Origin of the sequence: Bosea sp. 685, from assembly GCF_031884435.1 — a bacterium.
GTDB lineage: Bacteria > Pseudomonadota > Alphaproteobacteria > Rhizobiales > Beijerinckiaceae > Allobosea.
On record NZ_CP134779.1, the window covers coordinates 5,430,959 to 5,450,653 of the forward strand.

General features: G+C 65.7%; 24 protein-coding genes. 10 read left to right on the forward strand and 14 right to left on the reverse strand.

What is annotated here, in order from left to right; all coding sequences use genetic code 11:
• The first annotated feature begins 2 nt into the window (after nucleotides 1-2).
• Nucleotides 3-758: a hydroxyethylthiazole kinase gene (locus RMR04_RS26620; RefSeq protein WP_311911539.1), complete on the forward strand. Its 756-nt coding sequence runs from the start codon at nucleotides 3-5 to the stop codon at nucleotides 756-758.
• Nucleotides 755-1,393 (forward strand): thiamine phosphate synthase, encoded by a 639-nt coding sequence (thiE, locus tag RMR04_RS26625; RefSeq protein ID WP_311911540.1) that lies wholly within the window; start codon nucleotides 755-757, stop codon nucleotides 1,391-1,393. The genes RMR04_RS26620 and thiE overlap by 4 nt, the downstream gene beginning before the upstream one ends.
• A 152-nt stretch (nucleotides 1,394-1,545) precedes the next feature.
• Here the strand turns inward: thiE and RMR04_RS26630 are convergent, their stop codons facing one another.
• The 3 genes from RMR04_RS26630 to RMR04_RS26640 form a co-directional block, all read right to left on the reverse strand.
• Entirely contained in the window at nucleotides 1,546-1,848 is a 303-nt protein-coding gene (locus RMR04_RS26630; RefSeq protein ID WP_311911541.1) for a DUF2442 domain-containing protein, read from the reverse strand.
• Between the two features lie 97 nt (nucleotides 1,849-1,945).
• A complete protein-coding gene (locus tag RMR04_RS26635) occupies nucleotides 1,946-2,194 on the reverse strand; it encodes a DUF4160 domain-containing protein (RefSeq protein WP_311911542.1) in 249 nt (82 codons plus the stop codon).
• Between the two features lie 76 nt (nucleotides 2,195-2,270).
• A complete protein-coding gene (locus RMR04_RS26640) occupies nucleotides 2,271-3,149 on the reverse strand; it encodes a hypothetical protein (protein ID WP_311911543.1) in 879 nt (292 codons plus the stop codon).
• A gap of 438 nt (nucleotides 3,150-3,587) precedes the next feature.
• On the opposite strand from RMR04_RS26640, the gene dnaK reads away from it, so the two are divergent.
• The 3 genes from dnaK (at nucleotide 3,588) to dnaJ (ending at nucleotide 7,317) form a co-directional block, all read left to right on the forward strand.
• A complete protein-coding gene (gene dnaK / locus RMR04_RS26645; protein ID WP_311911544.1) occupies nucleotides 3,588-5,519 on the forward strand; it encodes a molecular chaperone DnaK in 1,932 nt (643 codons plus the stop codon).
• A gap of 103 nt (nucleotides 5,520-5,622) precedes the next feature.
• The gene (locus RMR04_RS26650; protein ID WP_311911545.1) at nucleotides 5,623-6,174 is read left to right on the forward strand and encodes a hypothetical protein; all 552 of its coding nucleotides are present in this window, start codon (nucleotides 5,623-5,625) and stop codon (nucleotides 6,172-6,174) included.
• A 3-nt stretch (nucleotides 6,175-6,177) separates the two neighbouring features.
• Entirely contained in the window at nucleotides 6,178-7,317 is a 1,140-nt protein-coding gene (gene dnaJ, locus RMR04_RS26655) for a molecular chaperone DnaJ (protein WP_311911546.1), read from the forward strand.
• 195 nt (nucleotides 7,318-7,512) lie between these two features.
• Here the strand turns inward: dnaJ and RMR04_RS26660 are convergent, their stop codons facing one another.
• Nucleotides 7,513-7,704 (reverse strand): CsbD family protein, encoded by a 192-nt coding sequence (locus RMR04_RS26660; protein ID WP_311911547.1) that lies wholly within the window; start codon nucleotides 7,702-7,704, stop codon nucleotides 7,513-7,515.
• 94 nt (nucleotides 7,705-7,798) lie between these two features.
• The gene (locus tag RMR04_RS26665; protein ID WP_311911548.1) at nucleotides 7,799-8,641 is read right to left on the reverse strand and encodes an MmyB family transcriptional regulator; all 843 of its coding nucleotides are present in this window, start codon (nucleotides 8,639-8,641) and stop codon (nucleotides 7,799-7,801) included.
• Nucleotides 8,642-8,786: 145 nt separating this feature from the next.
• Here RMR04_RS26665 and RMR04_RS26670 point away from each other — a divergent pair, with 145 nt between their 5' ends.
• Nucleotides 8,787-9,203, forward strand: a complete 417-nt coding sequence (locus RMR04_RS26670; RefSeq protein ID WP_311911549.1) for a hypothetical protein — start codon at nucleotides 8,787-8,789, stop codon at nucleotides 9,201-9,203.
• 93 nt (nucleotides 9,204-9,296) lie between these two features.
• On the opposite strand, the gene RMR04_RS26675 is transcribed toward RMR04_RS26670, so the two are convergent.
• From RMR04_RS26675 to RMR04_RS26695, 5 genes are all read right to left on the reverse strand, one after another.
• The gene (locus tag RMR04_RS26675; protein WP_311911550.1) at nucleotides 9,297-10,097 is read right to left on the reverse strand and encodes a MetQ/NlpA family ABC transporter substrate-binding protein; all 801 of its coding nucleotides are present in this window, start codon (nucleotides 10,095-10,097) and stop codon (nucleotides 9,297-9,299) included.
• Nucleotides 10,098-10,284: 187 nt separating this feature from the next.
• The gene (locus RMR04_RS26680) at nucleotides 10,285-10,950 is read right to left on the reverse strand and encodes a methionine ABC transporter permease (RefSeq protein ID WP_311911551.1); all 666 of its coding nucleotides are present in this window, start codon (nucleotides 10,948-10,950) and stop codon (nucleotides 10,285-10,287) included.
• On the reverse strand, nucleotides 10,940-12,046 hold the full coding sequence (locus RMR04_RS26685) for a methionine ABC transporter ATP-binding protein (RefSeq protein WP_311911552.1): 1,107 nt from the start codon (nucleotides 12,044-12,046) through the stop codon (nucleotides 10,940-10,942). Before RMR04_RS26685 ends, RMR04_RS26680 begins: the two co-directional genes overlap by 11 nt.
• A 7-nt stretch (nucleotides 12,047-12,053) precedes the next feature.
• Nucleotides 12,054-12,224, reverse strand: a complete 171-nt coding sequence (locus tag RMR04_RS26690) for a hypothetical protein (RefSeq protein ID WP_311911553.1) — start codon at nucleotides 12,222-12,224, stop codon at nucleotides 12,054-12,056.
• Nucleotides 12,225-12,234: 10 nt separating this feature from the next.
• A complete protein-coding gene (locus tag RMR04_RS26695) occupies nucleotides 12,235-12,513 on the reverse strand; it encodes a hypothetical protein (RefSeq protein WP_311911554.1) in 279 nt (92 codons plus the stop codon).
• 436 nt (nucleotides 12,514-12,949) lie between these two features.
• On the opposite strand from RMR04_RS26695, the gene RMR04_RS26700 reads away from it, so the two are divergent.
• Together RMR04_RS26700 and RMR04_RS26705 are read left to right on the forward strand one after the other, a co-directional pair.
• Complete coding sequence (locus RMR04_RS26700; protein ID WP_311911555.1) at nucleotides 12,950-13,354, forward strand: hypothetical protein; 405 nt, start codon at nucleotides 12,950-12,952, stop codon at nucleotides 13,352-13,354.
• A 163-nt stretch (nucleotides 13,355-13,517) separates the two neighbouring features.
• The gene (locus tag RMR04_RS26705) at nucleotides 13,518-14,000 is read left to right on the forward strand and encodes a copper chaperone PCu(A)C (protein WP_311911556.1); all 483 of its coding nucleotides are present in this window, start codon (nucleotides 13,518-13,520) and stop codon (nucleotides 13,998-14,000) included.
• 115 nt (nucleotides 14,001-14,115) lie between these two features.
• Here RMR04_RS26705 and RMR04_RS26710 read toward each other — a convergent pair whose 3' ends face one another.
• Nucleotides 14,116-15,045, reverse strand: a complete 930-nt coding sequence (locus tag RMR04_RS26710; RefSeq protein ID WP_311911557.1) for a dihydrodipicolinate synthase family protein — start codon at nucleotides 15,043-15,045, stop codon at nucleotides 14,116-14,118.
• Between the two features lie 177 nt (nucleotides 15,046-15,222).
• Nucleotides 15,223-15,909 (reverse strand): fumarylacetoacetate hydrolase family protein, encoded by a 687-nt coding sequence (locus RMR04_RS26715; RefSeq protein WP_311911558.1) that lies wholly within the window; start codon nucleotides 15,907-15,909, stop codon nucleotides 15,223-15,225.
• 217 nt (nucleotides 15,910-16,126) lie between these two features.
• On the opposite strand from RMR04_RS26715, the gene RMR04_RS26720 reads away from it, so the two are divergent.
• Entirely contained in the window at nucleotides 16,127-16,336 is a 210-nt protein-coding gene (locus tag RMR04_RS26720; RefSeq protein WP_054210450.1) for a cold-shock protein, read from the forward strand.
• A gap of 176 nt (nucleotides 16,337-16,512) precedes the next feature.
• On the opposite strand, the gene RMR04_RS26725 is transcribed toward RMR04_RS26720, so the two are convergent.
• Entirely contained in the window at nucleotides 16,513-17,751 is a 1,239-nt protein-coding gene (locus tag RMR04_RS26725) for a multidrug effflux MFS transporter (RefSeq protein ID WP_311911559.1), read from the reverse strand.
• 356 nt (nucleotides 17,752-18,107) lie between these two features.
• Nucleotides 18,108-18,740, reverse strand: a complete 633-nt coding sequence (locus RMR04_RS26730; protein ID WP_311911560.1) for a glutathione S-transferase family protein — start codon at nucleotides 18,738-18,740, stop codon at nucleotides 18,108-18,110.
• Nucleotides 18,741-18,996: 256 nt separating this feature from the next.
• On the opposite strand from RMR04_RS26730, the gene RMR04_RS26735 reads away from it, so the two are divergent.
• Complete coding sequence (locus RMR04_RS26735) at nucleotides 18,997-19,692, forward strand: hypothetical protein (RefSeq protein WP_311911561.1); 696 nt, start codon at nucleotides 18,997-18,999, stop codon at nucleotides 19,690-19,692.
• Nucleotides 19,693-19,695 lie beyond the last annotated feature (3 nt).

The window sequence follows — 19,695 nt, forward strand, 5'->3', positions numbered from 1 at the left end:
GCATGACCACGGACGTCACCCATCTTGATGCCGCCCGCGTCGCCGCCGTGCTGGCGCGCGTGACGGCGCAGCGGCCGCGCGTGCAATGCCTGACCAATACGGTGGCGCAGAACATCACGGCCAACATGCTGCTCGCCTTCGGGGCGATTCCCTCGATGGCGATCCATGTCGACGAGGTCGCGGCGATGGCCGATGGCGCGGGCGCGATCCTGATCAATATCGGCACGATCAACGCCGAGAGCGAGCTCGCCATTCCCAAGCTGCTCGAGGTGGCGCGCGACAAGGCCAAGCCGCTGGTCTTCGACCCCGTCTTCGTCGAGCTCTCGCCCCTGCGCCAGCATGTGGCGCGCGAGGTGCTGCGCTTGCGCAACATCGTGGTGCGCGGCAACGCGACCGAGATGGCGGCGCTCGAAGACACGCTCCGAGCCGCGCACGAGCACAATCTGACGCTGGTCACGACCGGCAAGATCGACCGCATCGAAGGTCCGTCCGGCGCGTTCTCGGTCGCGCATGGCCACCCCCTGATGACGAAGGTCACCGGCGTCGGCTGTGCGGCCGGCGCCCTGATCGCGGCAGCTTGCGCGGTCGAGAGCAACCCGGCCCTGGCGGCGGCGGCGGCGTTGACCGCCTACGGCATCGCCGGCGAGATCGCCGCCGAACGCAGCAATGGCCCAGGCAGCTTCGCTGTCGAACTGATCGACGCGCTGGCGGGCATCGATGAAGCCACGCTGCGGGCTCGGATGGGAGAAGCGGGTTGAGCGTCGATATCCTGCTCTACGGTCTGGTCGATCCGCAGATCGCCAGGGGCCGCTCGCTTGCCGACCTCGCCCGGGCAGCGGCCAAAGGCGGCGCGACGCTGATCCAGTACCGCGCCAAGCACGCCTCGACGCGCGAGATGGTGCGCGAGGCCCGAGCGATCCATGCTGCGCTCGCCGGCACCGGCGTGCCGCTGCTGATCAACGACCGCATCGATGTCGCTTTGGCGGCCGGCGCGGAGGGCGTGCATCTGGGCGCCGACGACATGGAGCTTGCCGACGCCCGCCGCCTGCTCGGCGAGACCGCGATCATCGGCGCGACGCTGGGAGAAGCCTCGGAATTGCCTTACCTCGCCTCCGCGCGCATCGACTATGCCTGCATCGGCCCGGTCTTCGCCACGCAGCACAAGGACGATGCCGACATCCCGCTCGGCCTCGACGGCTACACCGCGCTGCGGCGGCAGGCAGCCGAGGCGCTGGGCCCGCTCCCGGTCGGAGCGATCGCCGGCATCAATGCGGCCAACGCCTCCTCGGTGATGGCCGCCGGCGCGGACGGGGTCGCCGTAATCGGTGCGATGTTCGGGACTGACGATGTCGAGGGCGCGACGCGGGCATTGCGGGCGGCGGTCGAGAGGTGACGCTGACCGAACCCGCGCGACATCCCGGATCTCTGCTTCGCTGCGCCCGGAATGACAGCGCGTTTGTTTCCCGCCGGACTTCTCCCGATAGCGCAGACGAAATCAACTACCGGCTCCCGCAGCTTTGCTGAGCCGTCCGAATGCGACGCGATCTATGCGGCCGAGATCTTGCGTGGTCGCCCGCCTTTTTGACCATTTTGTCGTGCCGCCGCCGTTTTCGGTTCCGAGCGCATGCGCCCGCCCGAAGCGCCTAGTTGCGCCGCCATCCATTTTCGAGAGCCAAACACGCCCTGCAGCAAGGCCGGCAGGTAGACATCGACATCAAGCTGCGGCCAGAACAGGCCAAGCCCAGCCGGGCTGATCTCGATCTCAGCCAGATGATCAGCCGAGGCCTCTGCAAGACCCTCGATCCTTCGCACCGGTATCGCAAGCTGGATATCGGTGTTCAGCTTCAAGACGATTCGCGAGCTCCGCCGATCGTAGCGGGCCGAGACGACATGGCCGGCTTCGCGCAGCGCCCGCATGCGGCTTTCCGCCTGTTTGAAATCACTCTCAGACATCACCATGATGCTTGCTCCATTCGGTGCAAAGTTCCGCCAGCGCGGCGGCAATCCGATACGCGATCCGGCCGAGATCCGTTCGCTTGAAACCATAACTCTCGCGCAGTTCCGGCGGACCGTCGGGACAGTGCAGGAAGAAAACAGCCTCACCATCCGCGCCCCTGACATGAACATGCGAAGGGCGGTGATCGTTTGGATAGATCACGACGCGAAGGCCATCGAAGCGCAGGACAGTCGGCATGTCCTACTCTATCAAAACCCAAGCGCTTGGGAAATAGCTGATCGATGTCCGACAGAACGGACCATCAGCGCCCGAGTTACTGCGTCTGCGTGAGCGGCAACGGGGCCGGCTTTGGACGCGGCTTGGGCTTAGCGGCCGGCTTCGGCTCGCTGGTGATGCCGAGACGCGCCCGGATCGATGCCGCCCGCGCCTCGGTGACGCGCGCGCCGCAGAAGCCGAGCGAGCCCTCGCGCTGGAAGTCGCGGCAGGTCAGTTCGCGCTCGGCCGAGAAGCTCGCCTGCTCGCGCGCGATGGCGCGCTGGTCGACCGCATCGCCCTTGGCGCCCAGCACCCGATAGCCCTCGCGCACCGCCCTCTCAGCCGTGCCGCGCGCGGATTCGATCTCCTTGGCGCGAGAGACGAGCGTGCGCGAATCCGGCCCCCACAGGCCGCGCGGATCGATCCGACAGGCAGCGGCCTCGACGACGCAGGGCTGCGCCGGCTCGACCACGAGGAAAGCACCGTCGAGCACGTCGAAGACGATCGGGCAGATCGAGGCCTCGAGCTTGTAGCGCGGTACGCCGGCGGGTCTTCCCAGCGATGTCAGCGGCACCGGCGCATCGCCGAACGAGATCGCGCAAGGCTCGACCAGATTGCTGGCCTGGAAGCCCTCCGCGTTGAGCTTCAGCCCGTAGCCGGCCGCGGTCTTCTCGAAGACCGCCTCGCCGAAGCCGCCATTGCGCCTGAGCGTCCGGCCGATAATCGCCTCCTCGCCCGCGACCTTGATCGCCGGCATCACATGGGCGCGCGGTGTCACTGGCCCGCCGCCGGAGGCAGGCGGCGCGGCCTGATGGGCGCCGGCCTGGTTCAGCGGCTGGGCGCCGGGCAATTGCAGCGGCTGGGCGCAAGCGAGCGTCGTCCCGCCGGCAAGGGCGAGCAGGGCAAGGCTCGTGGCAAGGCGCAGATGTCGGTTCACGTCACAACCCTGGCGAAGACTCGACCGAGCGAAGACTCGACCGAGCGAAGACTCGACCGAGCGAAGACTCGACCGAGCGAAGGCTTGGCAAGTCCAATGAAAGCTCGGCAAGCCCGAAAAAAGCTTGGGCATTCCGCCTTGAATGACGGGGGCCGCGCCGGCACGCAAGGACACAAGCGCAACACCGGCTGGGAATGATCCCGTCGCGACCGAGCCCGGCCATAGCGACGGCGCCAGATTCTTAATCGGCTCTCGTGTCTTGCAAGGGCGGGAACACCCTCACTATATACGCCGCCAAGAGGCGGTTTCATCACCGCTCGACGTGGAATGCCGGTTTCGCTCGCCGCAGCAGGCGGGGGCGGCCCGGTCCATGGGCCGGAAGGCGGCGCTCAGGCGTCGCGGGCCGGCGATCTGCTCAATTTAAAAGGGATCCCCTCCATGGGTAAAGTTATTGGTATCGACCTCGGCACGACAAACTCCTGCGTCGCGGTCATGGAAGGCTCTACACCCAAGGTCATCGAGAATTCGGAAGGTGCCCGCACCACGCCGTCGATCGTGGCCATCACCGATGACGGCGAACGCCTCGTCGGCCAGCCGGCCAAGCGCCAGGCTGTCACCAACCCCGAGCGCACCTTCTTCGCGATCAAGCGCCTGATCGGTCGGACCTTCGACGATCCGATGACGCAGAAGGACATGCATCTCGTCCCCTACAAGATCAAGAAAGCGGCTGCCGGCGACGCCTGGGTCGAGGCCGACGGCACTGACTATTCGCCCTCGCAGATCTCGGCCTTCACGCTGACCAAGATGAAGGAGACCGCGGAGGCTTATCTCGGCCAGCCGGTCACCCAGGCCGTCATCACGGTCCCGGCCTATTTCAACGACGCCCAGCGCCAGGCGACGAAGGATGCCGGCCGCATCGCCGGCCTCGAAGTGCTGCGCATCATCAATGAGCCGACCGCGGCAGCGCTGGCCTATGGCCTCGACAAGAAGTCGGCCGGCACGATCGCGGTCTATGACCTCGGCGGCGGCACCTTCGACGTCTCGATCCTCGAGATCGGCGACGGCGTCTTCGAGGTGAAGTCGACCAATGGCGACACCTTCCTCGGCGGCGAGGATTTCGACATGCGCCTCGTCGAATATCTCGCCGATGAGTTCAAGCGTGAGCAGGGCATCGACCTGAAGAAGGACAAGCTCGCGCTGCAGCGCCTGAAGGAAGCCGCCGAGAAGGCCAAGATCGAGCTCTCGACCACGGCCCAGACCGAAATCAACCTGCCCTATATCACGGCTGACGCTTCCGGGCCGAAGCATCTCGCCATCAAGCTCTCGCGCGCCAAGTTCGAGAGCCTGGTCGACGATCTGGTCCAGCGCACCATCGAGCCCTGCAAGAAGGCGCTCAAGGATGCCGGTCTTTCGGCGGGCCAGATCGACGAGGTCGTTCTCGTCGGCGGCATGACCCGCATGCCGAAGGTCCAGGAAGTGGTGAAGCAGTTCTTCGGCAAGGAGCCGCATAAGGGCGTCAACCCGGACGAGGTCGTGGCCATCGGCGCCGCGATCCAGGCCGGTGTGCTGCAGGGTGACGTCAAGGACGTGCTCCTGCTCGACGTGACCCCGCTTTCGCTCGGCATCGAGACGCTGGGCGGCGTGTTCACGCGCCTGATCGACCGCAACACCACGATCCCGACCAAGAAGAGCCAGGTCTTCTCCACTGCCGAGGACAATCAGCAGGCGGTGACGATCCGGGTCTTCCAGGGCGAGCGCGAGATGGCGGCCGACAACAAGATGCTCGGCCAGTTCGACCTGATGGGCATTCCCCCGTCTCCGCGCGGCATGCCGCAGATCGAGGTGACCTTCGACATCGACGCCAACGGCATCGTCTCGGTGACGGCGAAGGACAAGGCCACCAACAAGGAGCAGCAGATCCGCATCCAGGCGTCTGGCGGCCTGTCGGAGGCCGACATCCAGAAGATGGTCAAGGATGCCGAGGCCAATGCCGGCGAGGACAAGAAGCGCCGCGAGCTGGTCGAGGCCAAGAACCAGGGCGAGAGCCTGGTGCACTCGACCGAGAAGTCGCTGAAGGACTATGGCGACAAGGTCACGGCCGCCGACAAGACGGCGATCGAGACCGCGCTCGACGCGCTGAAGGCGGCCCTGGCGGAAGACAACGCCGAGACCATCTCGGCGCGCACCACGGATGTGATGCAGGCTTCGATGAAGCTGGGCGAGGCCATGTATGCGGCGAGCCAGACAGAGGGCGCCGCGGCGGCCGATGGCGGCGACGAGCATGCGGCTGAAGCCAAGAAGGACGACGTCATCGACGCCGACTTCAAGGACGTCAGCGACGACAAGGGCGACAAGAAGAAGAGCGCCTGATTGCACGACCTAGGCAGAGGGGCGAATGCCCCTCTGCCTCAAGATTATTCGTGTTGGATAGCCCGCCGACTAGAGATAGCCATCGTCATGGTCCGCCCACAACATGATCACGGACACTCCCGCAAAGCCTAGACATCAGGGATTTCAACCGATTTATTTTATTGCTGTTGGCGCCCTTATTATGGGAATTCCAACACTGGTCTGGGTTTTAATCAGCGTTGTGGAATATAATAACCGGCAGACCGCGACCGTTGTCTCTGAAATCTCAGGATGCAACATCAACTATCGGACTTTCTTGAGCCGCCGAAAAGGAATCTACTTTGTCGATTGCGCAACGGTAGAAGAACAAGCCAAGGCAAACGACATCAGTATCTACACGGTCACAAGGCAGAAGCAGATAACTCTCGAATACGAACTCGCGGGGCATAAGCAGATTGCCTCGGCGATCGTCCCGGCATCTGAATTTGATCCGCCGCTGATTGGGACAAGCGTTTCAATCGCCAGAATGGGAAGCCCCAAGCAATCAATTCGCTTGATTGACGAGGGAAGAACATGGTTCTCCGCTCTCATGCAAATCGTCGGTTGGCTCTCGCTCCTCACTTTGATGTTCGCGGTTGCCCTCCGACGCTCTCCAAAACAAGACGGAGCGCGTTAACCCGTGTCCAAGCGCGACTATTACGAAATCCTCGGCGTCTCCAAGACCGCTAGCGATGCGGAGCTGAAGAGTTCCTTCCGCAAGCAGGCGATGCAGTGCCATCCTGATCGTCATCCCGGCGACAAGGGAGCTGAGGCCAAGTTCAAGGAACTGAACGAGGCCTATCAGGTCCTGTCCGACGAGCAGAAGCGCGCGGCCTATGACCGCTTCGGCCACCAGGCTTTCGAGAATGGCGGCGGGGGCGGCGGCAATCCCGATTTCTCCGACTTCATGTCGGACATCTTCGACTCCTTCTTCGGCGATGCCAGGGGCGGCGGACGCGGCGGCGCGCGCGCAGCCAATGGCCGCGAGCGCGGCGCCGATCTGCGCTACAATCTCGAGATCGGCCTGGAGGACGCCTTTGCAGGCAAGAACGCCTCGATCCGCGTGCCGACCTCGATCGCCTGCGAGGCCTGCTCCGGCTCCGGCGCCAAGCCGGGCTCCAAATCGCGGCAATGCCCGACCTGCGGCGGCCATGGCCGGGTGCGCGCCAATCAGGGCTTCTTCTCGGTCGAGCGCACCTGCCCGACCTGCAATGGCCGCGGCGAGATCATCGACGACCCCTGCAAGATCTGCCAGGGCGCGGGCCGGGTCACGCGCGAGCGCACGCTTGCCGTCAACATCCCGGCCGGCGTCGAGGACGGCACGCGCATCCGGCTTGCCGGAGAGGGCGAGGCCGGCCTGCGCGGCGGACCGGCGGGCGATCTCTACATCTTCCTTTCGATCAGGCCGCACGCGATCTTCCAGCGCGACGGCGCCGATCTGTTCTGCCGCGTGCCGCTCGGCCTGACTTCGGCTGCGCTCGGCGGCGAGATCGAGGTGCCGACGCTGACAGGCGAGCAGGCCAGGGTGAAGATCCCCGAGGGCACGCAGACCGGCAAGCAGTTCCGCCTCAAGGGCAAGGGCATGAGCGTGTTGCGCTCGCGCGAGGTCGGCGATCTCTACATCCAGGTGTTGATCGAGACGCCGCAGAAGCTCACCGCCCGCCAGCGCGAATTGCTGCTGGAATTCGAGCGCGAGAGCTCGCATTCGACCCACCCCGAAGCCGCCGGCTTCTTCGGCCGCGTGAAGGACTTTCTGGGCGGGCTCGGCGGCGCGGCTTGACCCCGACGTCATTGCGAGCGCAGCGAAGCAATCCGGTCTCGTAGAGCGCGGCGGCCCCTGGATTGCTTCGCGGAGCCTGTACTCGGGCTTGCCGAAGGCAAGACCCGGGTGCTCGCAATGACGGGCAGCGGTAAAGCACACACAAAAACGGGCCGCCTTCCGGCAGCCCGTTCTTCGATCGAAGCCTGACCGCAATCAGACCTTGTCGATCACCTTCTTGACGGCGTCCTTGCCCTTGCCGAGCGCCTGCTGAGCCTCGCCCTTGCGCTCCTGAGCCATGCCCTCGGCCTCCAGGCCGGGCTTGTTCAGCGCCTTGCCGGCTGCCTGCTTGACGTTACCGGCGGCCTCATTGGCCAGGCCCTTGATCTTATCGGCAGTGCTGCCCATCGTCTCGATCCTTCTCTCTAATTCGCGCCGTCCTTGCGGCTTGAGACGAGGAAACCAGCGGGCGTAAGGAAGGTTCCCGGGAATTTTCGAGAGCTCAAGATGTGCCCGGCGGCGCGCTGGAGGCGCTTTGCGTCGCCATTGCGCGCAAAGCTTCACCGGTCGCAGCGTCGGCCGGGAAGAAGGTCTCCAGCGCCAGCTCCGACAGCGTGATGTCCACCGGCGTGCCGAAAACCGTCGTCGTTGAGATCAGGGACAAGACCGTCTCGCCCAGCTGCAGTCGCAGCGGCACCACGATGGCTGGCTCGGCTTCGAGCTCCTGCGCGTGGCCCTTGCGAGCAGGCTGGACGGGCGCCGGATAGGTCAGAAATTCGGCCAGGAGATCGGCCAGCACCGGATCGGCCGTCGCCCGGATCTGCTGGCGCAGGCGCGCGAGCAGATGCATCCGCCACTCCCCCAGATTCACGATGAGCGGGGCAAGTCCGGCCGGATGCAGCGAGAGCCGCAGCACATTGACGGGCGGCCGCAGCAGATCGGCATCCGCGATCAGGCCAAGCAGCGGCGCAATCGCAGCGTTGGCGGCGAGCAGCGTCCAGTGGCGGTCCACCGCCAGCGCCGGATAGGGCTCGTGGCCCTTGAGCACGAGGTCGATCGCGGCCTTCGCCGCCTGCAGGCCGGGATCTTCCAGGGCGCGCTCCAGATAGACCGGCGCATAGCCCGCCGCCAGCAGCAGCGCATTGCGCTCGCGCAGCGGCACGCCGAGATGCTCGCAGAGCAGCAGGACCATGTCGCGACTCGGTTGCGAGCGGCCGCTTTCGAGGAAGCTGAGATGCTTCTGCGAGATCTCGGCCTCGAGCGCGAGATCGAGCTGGCTGAGCCGGCGCAACTGTCGCCAATCGCGGATGAGCGAGCCGACCATGGGCTGATGATGCTTGTTCATGGCGCAAAACCTATCCGAGAGCGGCTCGTTTTCAATTACCTCGCGCTTAATCGACCCGCCGACACGATCCCGTCAGCATGGCCTCCATCGACCACGGCCCGGGCGGCTCAAGACCGCCCCGGCCACAACCAAGGAGACCAGAGCGATGTCCATGATCCAATCCTCGCGCTTCCTGCGCAACGCCCTTGCCGCAGACGCCGCCGCCTGCGCCGCCACCGGCCTGCTGCTTGCCATGGCGGCCGGTCCGCTCTCTGGCTTGCTGGGCTTCCCCACAAGCTTCCTGCGCGGAGCCGGCCTCGTGCTGCTGCCCTGTGCGGCGCTGCTCGCCTGGTTCTGCGCTCGCGAAACCCTGCCGCGCCTGGCCGTCCATGCCGTGATCGGCGTCAACATCCTCTGGGTCGCCGACAGCATCGCGATCCTGGTCGCGGGCTGGTTCCAGCCAAGCGGGCTCGGCATCGCCTTCGTGCTGGCGCAGGCCGCGGCCGTCGCTGTGATCACGGAGCTCGAGGTGATCGGCCTGAAGCGCTCGGCGGCCATCCCGACAGGCAGGCTCGCGGCGTAATCGGCACGGCCTTGCCCCAATACGAAAAAGCCCCGGATGCACGCATCCGGGGCAGGTGCCTGACCGCGATCGGGGCCAGGTGGGGAGGAAGGGTTACCAGCCGGCGAGCACCGCGCCCTTGAAGCGCTCGGCGACGAAGGCCTTGATCTCGGGGCTGTGATAGGCGTCGACCAGGGTCTTGACCCAGGGCTTGTCCTTGTCGGCGGCGCGGACCGCGATGAGATTGACGTAAGGGCCCTTCGGGTCCTCGCGCAGGATCGCCGAGGTCGGCTCGATCTTGGCGTCGACGGCGTAGTTGGTGTTGATCGCGGCGGCGGCCACGTCAGCCAGCGAACGCGGGGTCTGCGCCGCCTCGATCTCGATGACCTTCAGCTTCTTCGGGTTCGAGACGATGTCGGCCGGGCCCGGCTTGAAGCCGACGCCGTCCTTCAGCTTGATGATGCCCTTGTCCTGCAGCAGCAGGAGCGAGCGGCCGCCATTGGTCGGGTCGTTCTGGATGGCGATGGTGGCGCCGTCCGGCACCTCGCCCCAGCTCTTGTATTTGGCCGAATAGATGCCGAGCGGGAAGTTCACGGTCAGGCCGACGCTGACGATCTTGTAGCCGCGATCCTTCACCTGGTTGTCGAGATAGGGCTGGTTCTGGAAGGAGTTGGCCTCCAGCTCGCCGGCGTCGAGCGCCTGGTTCGGCACGACATAGTCGGAGAACTCGATGATCTTGAGGTCGATGCCCTGCTTGGCGACGAGCGGCTTCAGCTTCTCCAGAATCTCGGCATGGGGACCGGGCGAGGCGCCGATGCGCACGAGCTGGGTCTGCTGGGCGAGCGCCGGAACAGTCAGCGTCAGGGCAAGAGCGGCAGAGGCTGCCAGCGTAGCGCGACGGGTGATGATGGACATGGGATGGGTTCCTTTGGTTGTGCGTGTTTGGTTGTGTTTGGGATTGCGGATCGAAAATCTCAGCCCTCATCCTGAGGAGCCGCGCAGCGGCGTCTCGAAGGATGCTTCAGGAGGCTCCGGAGATAGCTGGAGCATCCTTCGAGACGCGGCCTGAAGGCCGCTCCTTAGGATAAGGGCTGGTTAGGGTTCAGGCGTGGCGCAGACGCTTGTTGAGGCGGCGAGCAAGCCTGTCCCCGATGCTCTGGACAGTCTGGACCAGGACGATCAGGACGGCGACGACGGCGGCCATGACATCGGGCATGAAGCGCTGGTAGCCGTAGCGGATGCCGAGATCGCCGAGCCCGCCGCCGCCGACCGCGCCGACCATGGCGGAGAAGCCGAGCAGGCTGACGATGGCGAGCGTGAGCCCGAGCACGATAGCGGGCAGCGACTCGGGCACCAAGACCTTGCGCACGATCTGAACCGGCGTCGCGCCCATCGAACGGGCGGCCTCGACGAGCCCCTGATCGACCTCGCGGATCGCGCCCTCGATCAACCGCGCGATGAAGGGGGTGGAGGCGACCGTCAATGGCACGATCGCGGCCGCAGTGCCGATCGAGGTTCCCGCCAGCAAGCGCGTGAACGGAATGATCGCAACGACGAGGATGATGAAGGGCGTCGAGCGCGTGGCGTTGACGAGCGCGCCGAGCACCGCGTTGGCGAAGGGCGCGGCAAACAGCTCGCCGCGCTTGCTCGTCGCCAGGAAGACGCCGAGCGGCAATCCCAGCAAGGTGCCGATCCCAGCCGCGACCGCGACCATGGTCAGCGTGTCGGCCGTGGCCTGGAGGATGAGCCGGATGATGTCAGGCGACATGGCCGATGACCTCCACCTTGAGTTCGAGGCTTTTCAGCGCGCCGAGCACGGCACCGAGTTCAGGCTCGCGCCCCGGCACCGAGACCAGCAGGCTGCCGAAGGGCCTGCCGGCGATGGCGTCGATGCGCCCGGCCAGGATGTTGACGTCGACGCCGATGATCGAGCTCAACCGGCTGATCACCGGGGCGGTCGCGTTCTCGCCGGTGAAGGTGATGCGCAGCACCGCGGCGTCGCCCGATCGCGGCTCGGTGCGAAGACGGCCGGCGAGATGAGCCGGTAGATCGACGCCGGTCACCGCCTCGACGAAACGCGCCGTGGTCGGGTGCTTGGGCTGCGTCAGCACGGAGAAGGTGTCGCCCTCCTCGACGATGCGGCCGCCCTCGATCACCGCGACGCGGTCGCAGATTTCCTTGATCACGGGAATCTCGTGAGTGATCAGCAGGATGGTGACGCCGAGCTCGCGGTTGACCTGCTTGAGCAGCGCCAGGATCGATTGCGTCGTCTCAGGATCGAGCGCCGAGGTCGCCTCGTCGCAGAGCAGCACCTTCGGCTCGGTCGCGAGCGCACGGGCGATGCCGACGCGCTGCTTCTGGCCGCCGGAGAGCTCGGCTGGATAGCGCTCGCGCTTGTCGGCAAGGCCGACGAGATCGAGCAGGCGCTCGACCTGGGCCGTGATCTCCGCCTTGGGCGTGCCGGCGATCTCCAGCGGCAGCGCGACATTGTCGAACACCGTGCGCGAGGAGAGCAGGTTGAAATGCTGGAAGATCATGCCGGTCGTGCGGCGGCGCGCCCGCCAGCCAGCCTCGCTCAGGCCGGTAACGTCCTCGCCTTCGATCAGGATGCGGCCGGAGCTGGCGCGCTCCAGCCCGTTGACCAGCCGGATCAAGGTCGACTTGCCGGCGCCGGAGCGGCCGATGACGCCGACGATCGCGCCCTTGGGCACATCGAGATCGACGCCCGCAAGCGCTTCGACCTCGCTTTGGCCGCGACGGCCGGCGAAAACCTTGCCGACCCGCTCGAAGCGGATGATCGGCTCAGGCAATGGCGGGATACCAATCCCGACGCGAAAGGCGTCGGGCTTCAAAGGGGCGTTCATCATGGCCTCAGAAATGGGTGTGGCAGGACCAGTGGGCAATGCCGAGCTGTTCGTGCGTCACATCATGAATGGATTGGCGCAGGGCCTCATCAGCCGCGGGATCGCAACCTGTCTGCGCAGGCACCGCCCTGGCGAACCAGGACGACAGCCAGCGCCAGAGAAAGGCGAGCGGCCCCATCGCGGCCTCGTCAGGCTGCCAGCCGCGTCGCGCTGTGGCGGCGCGGAGCGGCGAGTTGACGGGCGGCGAGTTCGGCCGCACCCGGCGTGGCGAAGCGATGGCCTTCGAGCGCATGGAAGGCGGCGGACGCGGCGATGAAGGTGAAATAGCGCTCATCGGGACGGCGGTTGACCAGACCCGCCTGGGTCTCGCCGACCTCGATGACATAAGCCTGAGAGGCCCGGATTTGCGGGGCCTGGACTTGAGAGCCCTGACTCTGCTGGCCGTGACTGGATTGCGTGTGTGACATGGTTCTGCCTCCGCCGCTCTTGCGGCGTTCGATGGACATCTGACGGATGGAAGAGAGCCGGTGAGCCGGCCTTCAGCGCAGGATCAGCGTCGACAACAGCCCATATCGCGGGCGAGGCGGGGTTCGTCAGGTCGAACGGTCGGCATGGCCATGGTCTTCTCCTCATAACCGGAGCCCACGACCTCGTCGTGGCGCTTTAGCGTTTGGTGACGCGGCGCAAGCTGCTCGCTCAAATCCCCGCGGCCATCGAACCAAGCCCGATGACGAGCCATAATTTGGCCGGAGATATCCTCTTTGTCAACCCAATCGTTCTTTTAAAGAAACGAGGCGGGAGAAACGAATTTTCCCGTATGCGGCGTCTTAGCGAAAAATCCTTCGCCGGGACGCCATGCCAGGGGCTGCGACAGCGCGCGGCTTGACGGGTGCGAGGATGCGGGTGCATTTGCCCGATATGCCGGCTCTCGCCCCCCTGCTAGCGCGACTGCGCCGCTCCGCGCTCGGAGCCTGGCTCGCCGTCGCCTATGCGCTGGCGGTGCTGGCTACGGGACTGGCGCCTTCCGCCGCGCTTGCCCATCCCGACCTCGACGGCGCGCGGCTCTGCTCCGGACTAAGCGCTCCCGGGCCTGACGCGCCGGAGCCTGGCGGCGAGCTGACGCATTGCAAGGGCTGCCCGGTCAATCCGGTGATCGCCGGCTCGGCGCCAACCCTACACGGCATGATCGTCAGGTTGGCCGTTCAGGCGCCTGCCGTTCAAACCACCATCCCAGCGCCGCCGCGCATGGCCGCGTTCGGCCTGCCGCAATCGCGCGCGCCGCCGGCGGCGGCCCTCCTCCGTCTCTGACGGCTCCTATCCCGCTTTCATTCCAGGCAGGCGCTAAAAGTCGAGAGCATTGCTCTTGCGAAAAACCGGTACCCACTTTTTCGCACAATGCTCTAGGCCGCCCTGCCGTTTCGCATCCCCTGCCCGCCCGGGCATGGTCGATGCAGCCATTCAGGATTTTTCGATGAACAAAATCATGCACATGCTCGCGGCCGTCGCGCTGACACTGAGCAGCGCCGCCGCCTTCGCCCATGAATACCAGGCCGGCCCGCTCAAGATCGGCTATCCCTGGTCGCGCGCCACGCCCGCAGGCGCGAAGGTCGGCGGCGGCTATCTCTCGATCGAGAATACGGGATCGACGCCCGATCGGCTGGTCTCGATCTCCGTGCCCTTCGCGGACAGCGTCGAAATGCACGAGATGGCTGTTGTCGACGGCATCATGACCATGCGGCCGCTCGAAAACGGGCTTGCGATCGCGCCCGGCGCCAAGGTCGAGTTCAAGCCCGGCGGCTACCACATCATGTTCATGGATCTGAAGCAGCCGCTGAAGCAGAACGAGATGCTCAAGGGCGTGCTGACCTTCGAGAAGGCCGGCACGGTCGAGGTCGCGTTCAAGGTCGAGGCCATGGGCGCCAAGGCCGCCGACCCCAGCGCCCATACGCATTGAGGCAAAACCGAACCGTCATGGTCGGGCTTGTCCCGACCATCCACGTCTTCACTGATCGAGGTCCGTGTTCAAGACGTGGACGCTCGCCACAAGGGCGAGCATGACGGCTGGAACTTCACACCTTGGCGCGCGGATCGGTCTTGGCGACGCGCGCCAGCAGGTAGTCGACCTCGGTCTTCGCCTTGGCCGAGATCGACGAGCCCGGCTTGCGCTGGGCGTCGCTGGCGAGGATGCCGCGCTTCATCATGGTGTATTTGCGCACGGCGAGGCCGACGCCGAGCTGCTGCTCATAGCGCAGCAGCGGCAGATGCGCGTCGAAGATGTCGTGGGCGGCGTCACGTTGGCCGGCCTTCTGCAGCTTGACCACATCGATCAGCAATTCCGGGAAAGCGTATCCGGTCATCGCGCCGTCGGCGCCGCGCTCCATCTCGAAATCGAGGAACATGCCGCCATTGCCGGTCAGGATCGAGATCGGCCGCAGCGAGCCCTCTGCCTGGAACTTGCGCAGGGTCGAGATCTTCTCCAGCCCCGGCCAGTCCTCATGCTTCAGCATCACGCAGGAGGGGTGGTCCATGACGATCTTGCGGATCACTGCCGGCGTCATGATCACCGAGAGCGTCAGCGGGTAGTCCTGGATGACGAAGGGGATGTCGGTGCCGATCGCCTCGATGGCCTGGGCATAATAGCCGGTGATCTGGTCGTCGGTGCGCAGGGATGGCGGCGGCGCGATCATCACGCCGGCCGCGCCGAGCTCCATCGACTGGCGCGCCAGCGAGCGCATGGCGGCGAATCCCGGCGCGGAGACGCCGACGATGACCGGCTTGCCCGGCATCTTGGCCACGGCGATCTTGACGATGCGGACCGATTCCTCCGGCTCGAGCTTGGGCGCCTCGCCCATGATGCCGAGCACCGTCGTGCCGTCCGAGCCGATTCGATCGTAGAATTCGAACAGGCGCTCGGTCGAGGTCCAGTCGATCGTACCGTCGGGATTGAACGGCGTCGGCGCGATCGGGAAGACGCCGCTGGCGTCGGGGGTCAGGCTCATGATTTTGGCTTTCGTCCAATTGGCTCTGGGGAACTAACGCTGATGACACACTCCCCGTCATCCCGGACGTAGCGAAGCGGAGATCCGGGATCCATCATAGGAAACTGAACTATACGATGGATCCCGGATCGGCGCTGCTAACGCAGCTTGTCCGGGATGACGCTGAGGTTCGTGAGGCTAGACGATCCTAGTGCGCACGCTGCCGACGCCGGCGATCTCGCCTTCCAGCACGTCGCCCTTGACCACCGCCGCGACGCCCTCGGGCGTGCCGGTGAAGATCAGGTCGCCGGGCGCGAGCACGACGAGGCCCGAGAGATAGGCGATCGTCTCAGGCACGCTCCAGATCATCTTGGCGAGGTCCGAGCTCTGGCGAGGCACGCCATTGACGACGAGCTCGATCTTGCCGGCGCTGGGATGGCCGACATGGCTCGCGGGAGCGATCTCGCCGATCGGCCCGGAAAGGTCGAAGCCCTTGCTCATGTCCCAGGGCTTACCGGTCTTCTTGGCGGCGGCCTGCAGGTCGCGCCGTGTCATGTCGAGCCCGGCGGCATAGCCATAGACATGGTTCAGCGCCTCTGCCTCGGGGATGTCATGCCCGCCGGTGCCGATCGCCACGACCAGCTCCATCTCGTGGTGCAGGTCCTTGGTCTTGGTCGGATAGGGCATGTCGGCGCCGTTGATCAGCAGCGCGTCGGCCGGCTTGGTGAAGAAGAACGGCTCCTCCCGATCGGGATCGCCGCCCATCTCGCGGGTATGTTCGGCATAGTTCCTGCCGACGCAGAAGACCCGGCGCACGGGGAAGAGCCCGCCGCCGGCGACCGGCACCGCGGTGACGGCAGGCGGATCGATCACGTAATTCGTCATGGCTCGGGGCTCCTTCGGATATTTCCGCTGCCGTTCATGCGGGAGCGGGGCCTGCGGGGCAAGGGCCTCGACTCTCGGGACGGGGCTGCATCTGCGACATCGCAAAGACCGGCGCAAGGGCGTTTTGCGGCGCATCATTGCAACCATAGCGGATTGCCCCCTACAGTAAGGCCGGGCCGGCATGAGCCGACCTGAACTGAGACTGAAGGAACAGCACGTGAGCACGGGTACCGTGAAATGGTTCAACGAAACCAAGGGCTACGGATTCATCACGCCTGATCAGGGCGGCAGCGATGTTTTCGTGCATATCAGCGCGGTCGAGCGCTCTGGCATGCGCGGCCTGAACGAAGGTCAGAAGATCAGCTACGATCTCGAGGCCGATCGCAAGACCGGCAAGTCCTCGGCGGTCAATCTCAAGACTGCGTGAGACAACCCCTAGACGGGAGGCCGATCGGCGGCGTCGCTTCCCGAGCCAATGCGAATCTCTATCTATCTACCAGGACTGAAGACGATTCCCGGCATGCCCGTCGCCAAGAGGCGGCGGTCGAAGGGCAAAGGCCAGCCCCAATGGCCCAATTTTCCGCTGCGGCTTGTTGTTAGTTGTTAGCTGCGACCTGGCGCCGGCCGAAACAGCCGGCCTTTCTCGGCCACCAGCACGATCCCCAGCGCGACCAATCCGCACAGCGAGAAGCCCAGCGTCAGCGGCACCACCGTGCCGTCGAAATGCTGGCCGATATAAAAGCCGATCAGCGCGCCACCGGCCGTGGTGACGAAGCCCTGCACCGAGGAGGCCGTGCCCGCGACATGGCCGAGCGGGTCCATGGCGAGCGCGCCGAAATTCGGCGCGAGCAGGCCGAAACAGAACATCGCTCCGGCCTGGAAGATGGTGAAGGACCAGAGCGTTTCATGGCCCGCCAGCGCGACCAGCGCATGCGTGCCGGTGAAGGCGATATAGCCCAGCAGCGCGGCATGCGAGACCCGGCGCATGCCGAGCCGCACGACGATGCGTGAATTCACCAGCGAGGCCACCGCCATGAAGCCCGCGATCAGCGCGAAGATGATGGTGAAGAGCTGCGGCGCCGCGAAGACGTCGACGAAGACCTGCTGGGCCGAGTTGATGAAGCCAAACAGCCCGCCGATGACGAAGGCCATGGCCGACATGTAGCCGACAGCGACGCGCGTCGTCAGCGTGGTGCGGAAGGCGGCGACGACGCTGTGGAGCTCGATCGGCTTGCGATCCTCCTCATGCAGCGTCTCGGGCAATCTGAACGCAGCCCAGAGCATCACCGAGGCGGCGAAAATCGTCAGCACGCCAAAGATCCAGCGCCAGGGCGCGACCCAGAGGATGGCCTGGCCGATCGAAGGCGCGAGAATCGGCACCGCCAGGAAGACGATCATGGCGAGCGACATCACCCGAGCCATGTCACGGCCGGAATAGCAGTCGCGCACGATCGAGACCGCAAGCACGCGCGTCGCCGCCGCGCCGATGCCCTGAACGACGCGCGCCCACATCATCGCCTCGAAGGAGCCGGCGAAGGCCGCCGCGATGCTTGCCAGCACATAGAGCCCGAGCCCGAAGAGCAGCACGGGCCTGCGGCCGAAACGGTCCGACAGCGTGCCGTAGACGATCTGCGCGACGCCGAAGCCGAGCAGATAGGCGGTGACGATCCATTGCCGGTGGTTTGCCTCCATGATGCCGAGCGTCTCGGCCATTTCGGGCAAAGCCGGCAGCATCGAATCGATCGCGAGCGCGTTCACTGCCATCAGGGCGGCGGTCAGCGTCACGAAGGAACGGAAGCTCATGCCGTGGCGCGGCAGGGCGGGATCTGCGATTGCGGTCATGTCAGCCTGTGCGGGGCATTCCGCGCGACGGCGGATTTGGAAAAGCTCAATTGCCCCTTAAGGGCCAAGTTTTATGCCCTCCGCCAATGCGGGACAACCCGGCTTTGCTACAGCGCGTCATGCACCGAGCGGGAAGCGCGCTGAAGCCATTGAACGATCCCGCTGGATCGTTCAATGGCTTCAGCTGCTTTGTCCTAACGCGTTTTCTTCACGCGAACCGGTGCCCACTTCGCTCGAAAACGCTTGTGTCCTAACGCGTTTTCTTCACGCGAACCGGTGTCCACTTCGCTCGAAAACGCTTTTGTCTCAACGCGTTTTCTTCACGTGAACCAGTGCCCGCTTCGCTCGAAAACGCTTCAGGCCTGCTTGCGCTGCTCGGCGATCAGGGCATCGTCGATCGCGTCGGCCCGCAGCGCCGCCGGACGACCGGAGATGCGCTTGCCATAGGCCTCGAAGGCCGGGCGCTTCTCGATCGAGCCGAATTGCAAACCCCAGAGGATCTGCGAGCCGAGATAGACATCGGCCGCGCTGAAACGCTCGCCCAGCAGGTATTCGCCCGCCGTCACGGCCTGCTCCAGCGTGTCCATGACGTCGGCGAAGCTGCCATAGCCGATCATCCGGGCCTTGTCGGCGGGCACCTCGAAACCGAGCGCCTTGTTGCTCACCGCCGCCTCCGTCGGCCCCGCGCCGAAGAACAGCCAACGGTAATAGGGTCCGCGCAGCTTGCTGCCCGGCTCGGGCGCGAGGCCGGCCTGCGGGAAGGCGTCGGCGAGATAGGCGCAGATCGCGGCGCATTCGGTGACGACCATGTCGCCATGCTGCAGCGCCGGCACCTTGCCCATCGGGTTGACCGCCTTATACGCCCCCTTCATCGGCGGGCCGAAACCCAGGATCTCGGCGCGATAGGGCACCCCCACCTCCTCCAGCATCCAGCGCGCGATCCGGCCGCGCGACATCGGGTTGGTATAGAGCACAAGCTCGTCCGACATGGTGTTCTCCTTGGTCTTGCTGTTCTTGGTCTTGTCTTTCCCGCGACCATAGCCCGATGAGATGGCGCGACAATGTCAGCAGCGATTTGGTCAGCAGCGATTTGGTCAGCAGCGATTTGCTGCAGCATCAGGCCGAATACCGGTTCCCGCTTTTCGGGCCGATGCACTTTGATCCTGCATGGGCTTGTCCCGAAAACCGGTACCCACTTTTTCGCGCAATGCTCTATCCTCGCCCGCGAACACGGCGCGGAGCCCCATGGATTTGTCGACAGCGCAGCGCGCAACGGTCACGGATGGCCGGATGATCATCGCCGGCGTACCCGGCCACTTCGTGCAGGCCCCGGCGCGCCGGCTGACTGTGGAGGCGAGCGGGCTTACCGCGCTTTCGGGCTATGCGCTGCGCGACGGCGCGCTGGCCAATGACGGCCGGATCGCCGCGCAGGCAAGGCTGCCCGAGGACGGCCTCGGCCGGGCCGGCCTCAGCGAGGAAGCCGGCGAGATGCCGCTGGCGATTCGCCCCTTGCCCGAGGGCGGCACTGCGGCGCGCATGCTGCTCGTGCTGGCGTATGGCCAGGAGGAGCCGGGCTATCACGCCACGCTCTGGCTGCCCGAAGAGATCTTTTCAGCTCTGAAGCAGGACGTCGAGGCTGGCCGCGCCGGGCGGCTTTCCCTCGTCGCCACCACGAGCCTCTGGCTCGACGAGGCGGAGCGCGACACGCCTGCCGAGCGCCGCGTCGCCTGGCGGCTCGGGCCGGACCCCGACGATGAGGGCAGCGCCCCGGCGCGCGGCCTGGTCGAGCGCATCGCCTGGAGCGCGGCCGCCGCCCCGCTTGCGCCAGCTGAGGACGAGCCGGAGGAGACGGTCACCGAGGCGCTGAGGCGCCTGAACTGGAGCCTGAAACAGATCGCGCTGGTGCTGGTCTTCCTGATGATCGTGGCCGCGTTGAAGTAGCGC

What these genes read in the sequence shown, in the direction of transcription:
- RMR04_RS26620 (WP_311911539.1), top strand. Translation starts at nt 3, where the DNA reads ATGACCACGGACGTCACCCATCTTGATGCCGCCCGCGTCGCCGCCGTG.
- RMR04_RS26635 (WP_311911542.1), bottom strand. Translation starts at nt 2,194, where the DNA reads ATGCCGACTGTCCTGCGCTTCGATGGCCTTCGCGTCGTGATCTATCCA.
- dnaK (WP_311911544.1), top strand. Translation starts at nt 3,588, where the DNA reads ATGGGTAAAGTTATTGGTATCGACCTCGGCACGACAAACTCCTGCGTC.
- RMR04_RS26650 (WP_311911545.1), top strand. Translation starts at nt 5,623, where the DNA reads ATGATCACGGACACTCCCGCAAAGCCTAGACATCAGGGATTTCAACCG.
- RMR04_RS26660 (WP_311911547.1), bottom strand. Translation starts at nt 7,704, where the DNA reads ATGGGCAGCACTGCCGATAAGATCAAGGGCCTGGCCAATGAGGCCGCC.
- RMR04_RS26665 (WP_311911548.1), bottom strand. Translation starts at nt 8,641, where the DNA reads ATGAACAAGCATCATCAGCCCATGGTCGGCTCGCTCATCCGCGATTGG.
- RMR04_RS26670 (WP_311911549.1), top strand. Translation starts at nt 8,787, where the DNA reads ATGTCCATGATCCAATCCTCGCGCTTCCTGCGCAACGCCCTTGCCGCA.
- RMR04_RS26675 (WP_311911550.1), bottom strand. Translation starts at nt 10,097, where the DNA reads ATGTCCATCATCACCCGTCGCGCTACGCTGGCAGCCTCTGCCGCTCTT.
- RMR04_RS26680 (WP_311911551.1), bottom strand. Translation starts at nt 10,950, where the DNA reads ATGTCGCCTGACATCATCCGGCTCATCCTCCAGGCCACGGCCGACACG.
- RMR04_RS26685 (WP_311911552.1), bottom strand. Translation starts at nt 12,046, where the DNA reads ATGAACGCCCCTTTGAAGCCCGACGCCTTTCGCGTCGGGATTGGTATC.
- RMR04_RS26690 (WP_311911553.1), bottom strand. Translation starts at nt 12,224, where the DNA reads ATGGGGCCGCTCGCCTTTCTCTGGCGCTGGCTGTCGTCCTGGTTCGCC.
- RMR04_RS26695 (WP_311911554.1), bottom strand. Translation starts at nt 12,513, where the DNA reads ATGTCACACACGCAATCCAGTCACGGCCAGCAGAGTCAGGGCTCTCAA.
- RMR04_RS26705 (WP_311911556.1), top strand. Translation starts at nt 13,518, where the DNA reads ATGAACAAAATCATGCACATGCTCGCGGCCGTCGCGCTGACACTGAGC.
- RMR04_RS26710 (WP_311911557.1), bottom strand. Translation starts at nt 15,045, where the DNA reads ATGAGCCTGACCCCCGACGCCAGCGGCGTCTTCCCGATCGCGCCGACG.
- RMR04_RS26715 (WP_311911558.1), bottom strand. Translation starts at nt 15,909, where the DNA reads ATGACGAATTACGTGATCGATCCGCCTGCCGTCACCGCGGTGCCGGTC.
- RMR04_RS26725 (WP_311911559.1), bottom strand. Translation starts at nt 17,751, where the DNA reads ATGACCGCAATCGCAGATCCCGCCCTGCCGCGCCACGGCATGAGCTTC.
- RMR04_RS26730 (WP_311911560.1), bottom strand. Translation starts at nt 18,740, where the DNA reads ATGTCGGACGAGCTTGTGCTCTATACCAACCCGATGTCGCGCGGCCGG.
- RMR04_RS26735 (WP_311911561.1), top strand. Translation starts at nt 18,997, where the DNA reads ATGGATTTGTCGACAGCGCAGCGCGCAACGGTCACGGATGGCCGGATG.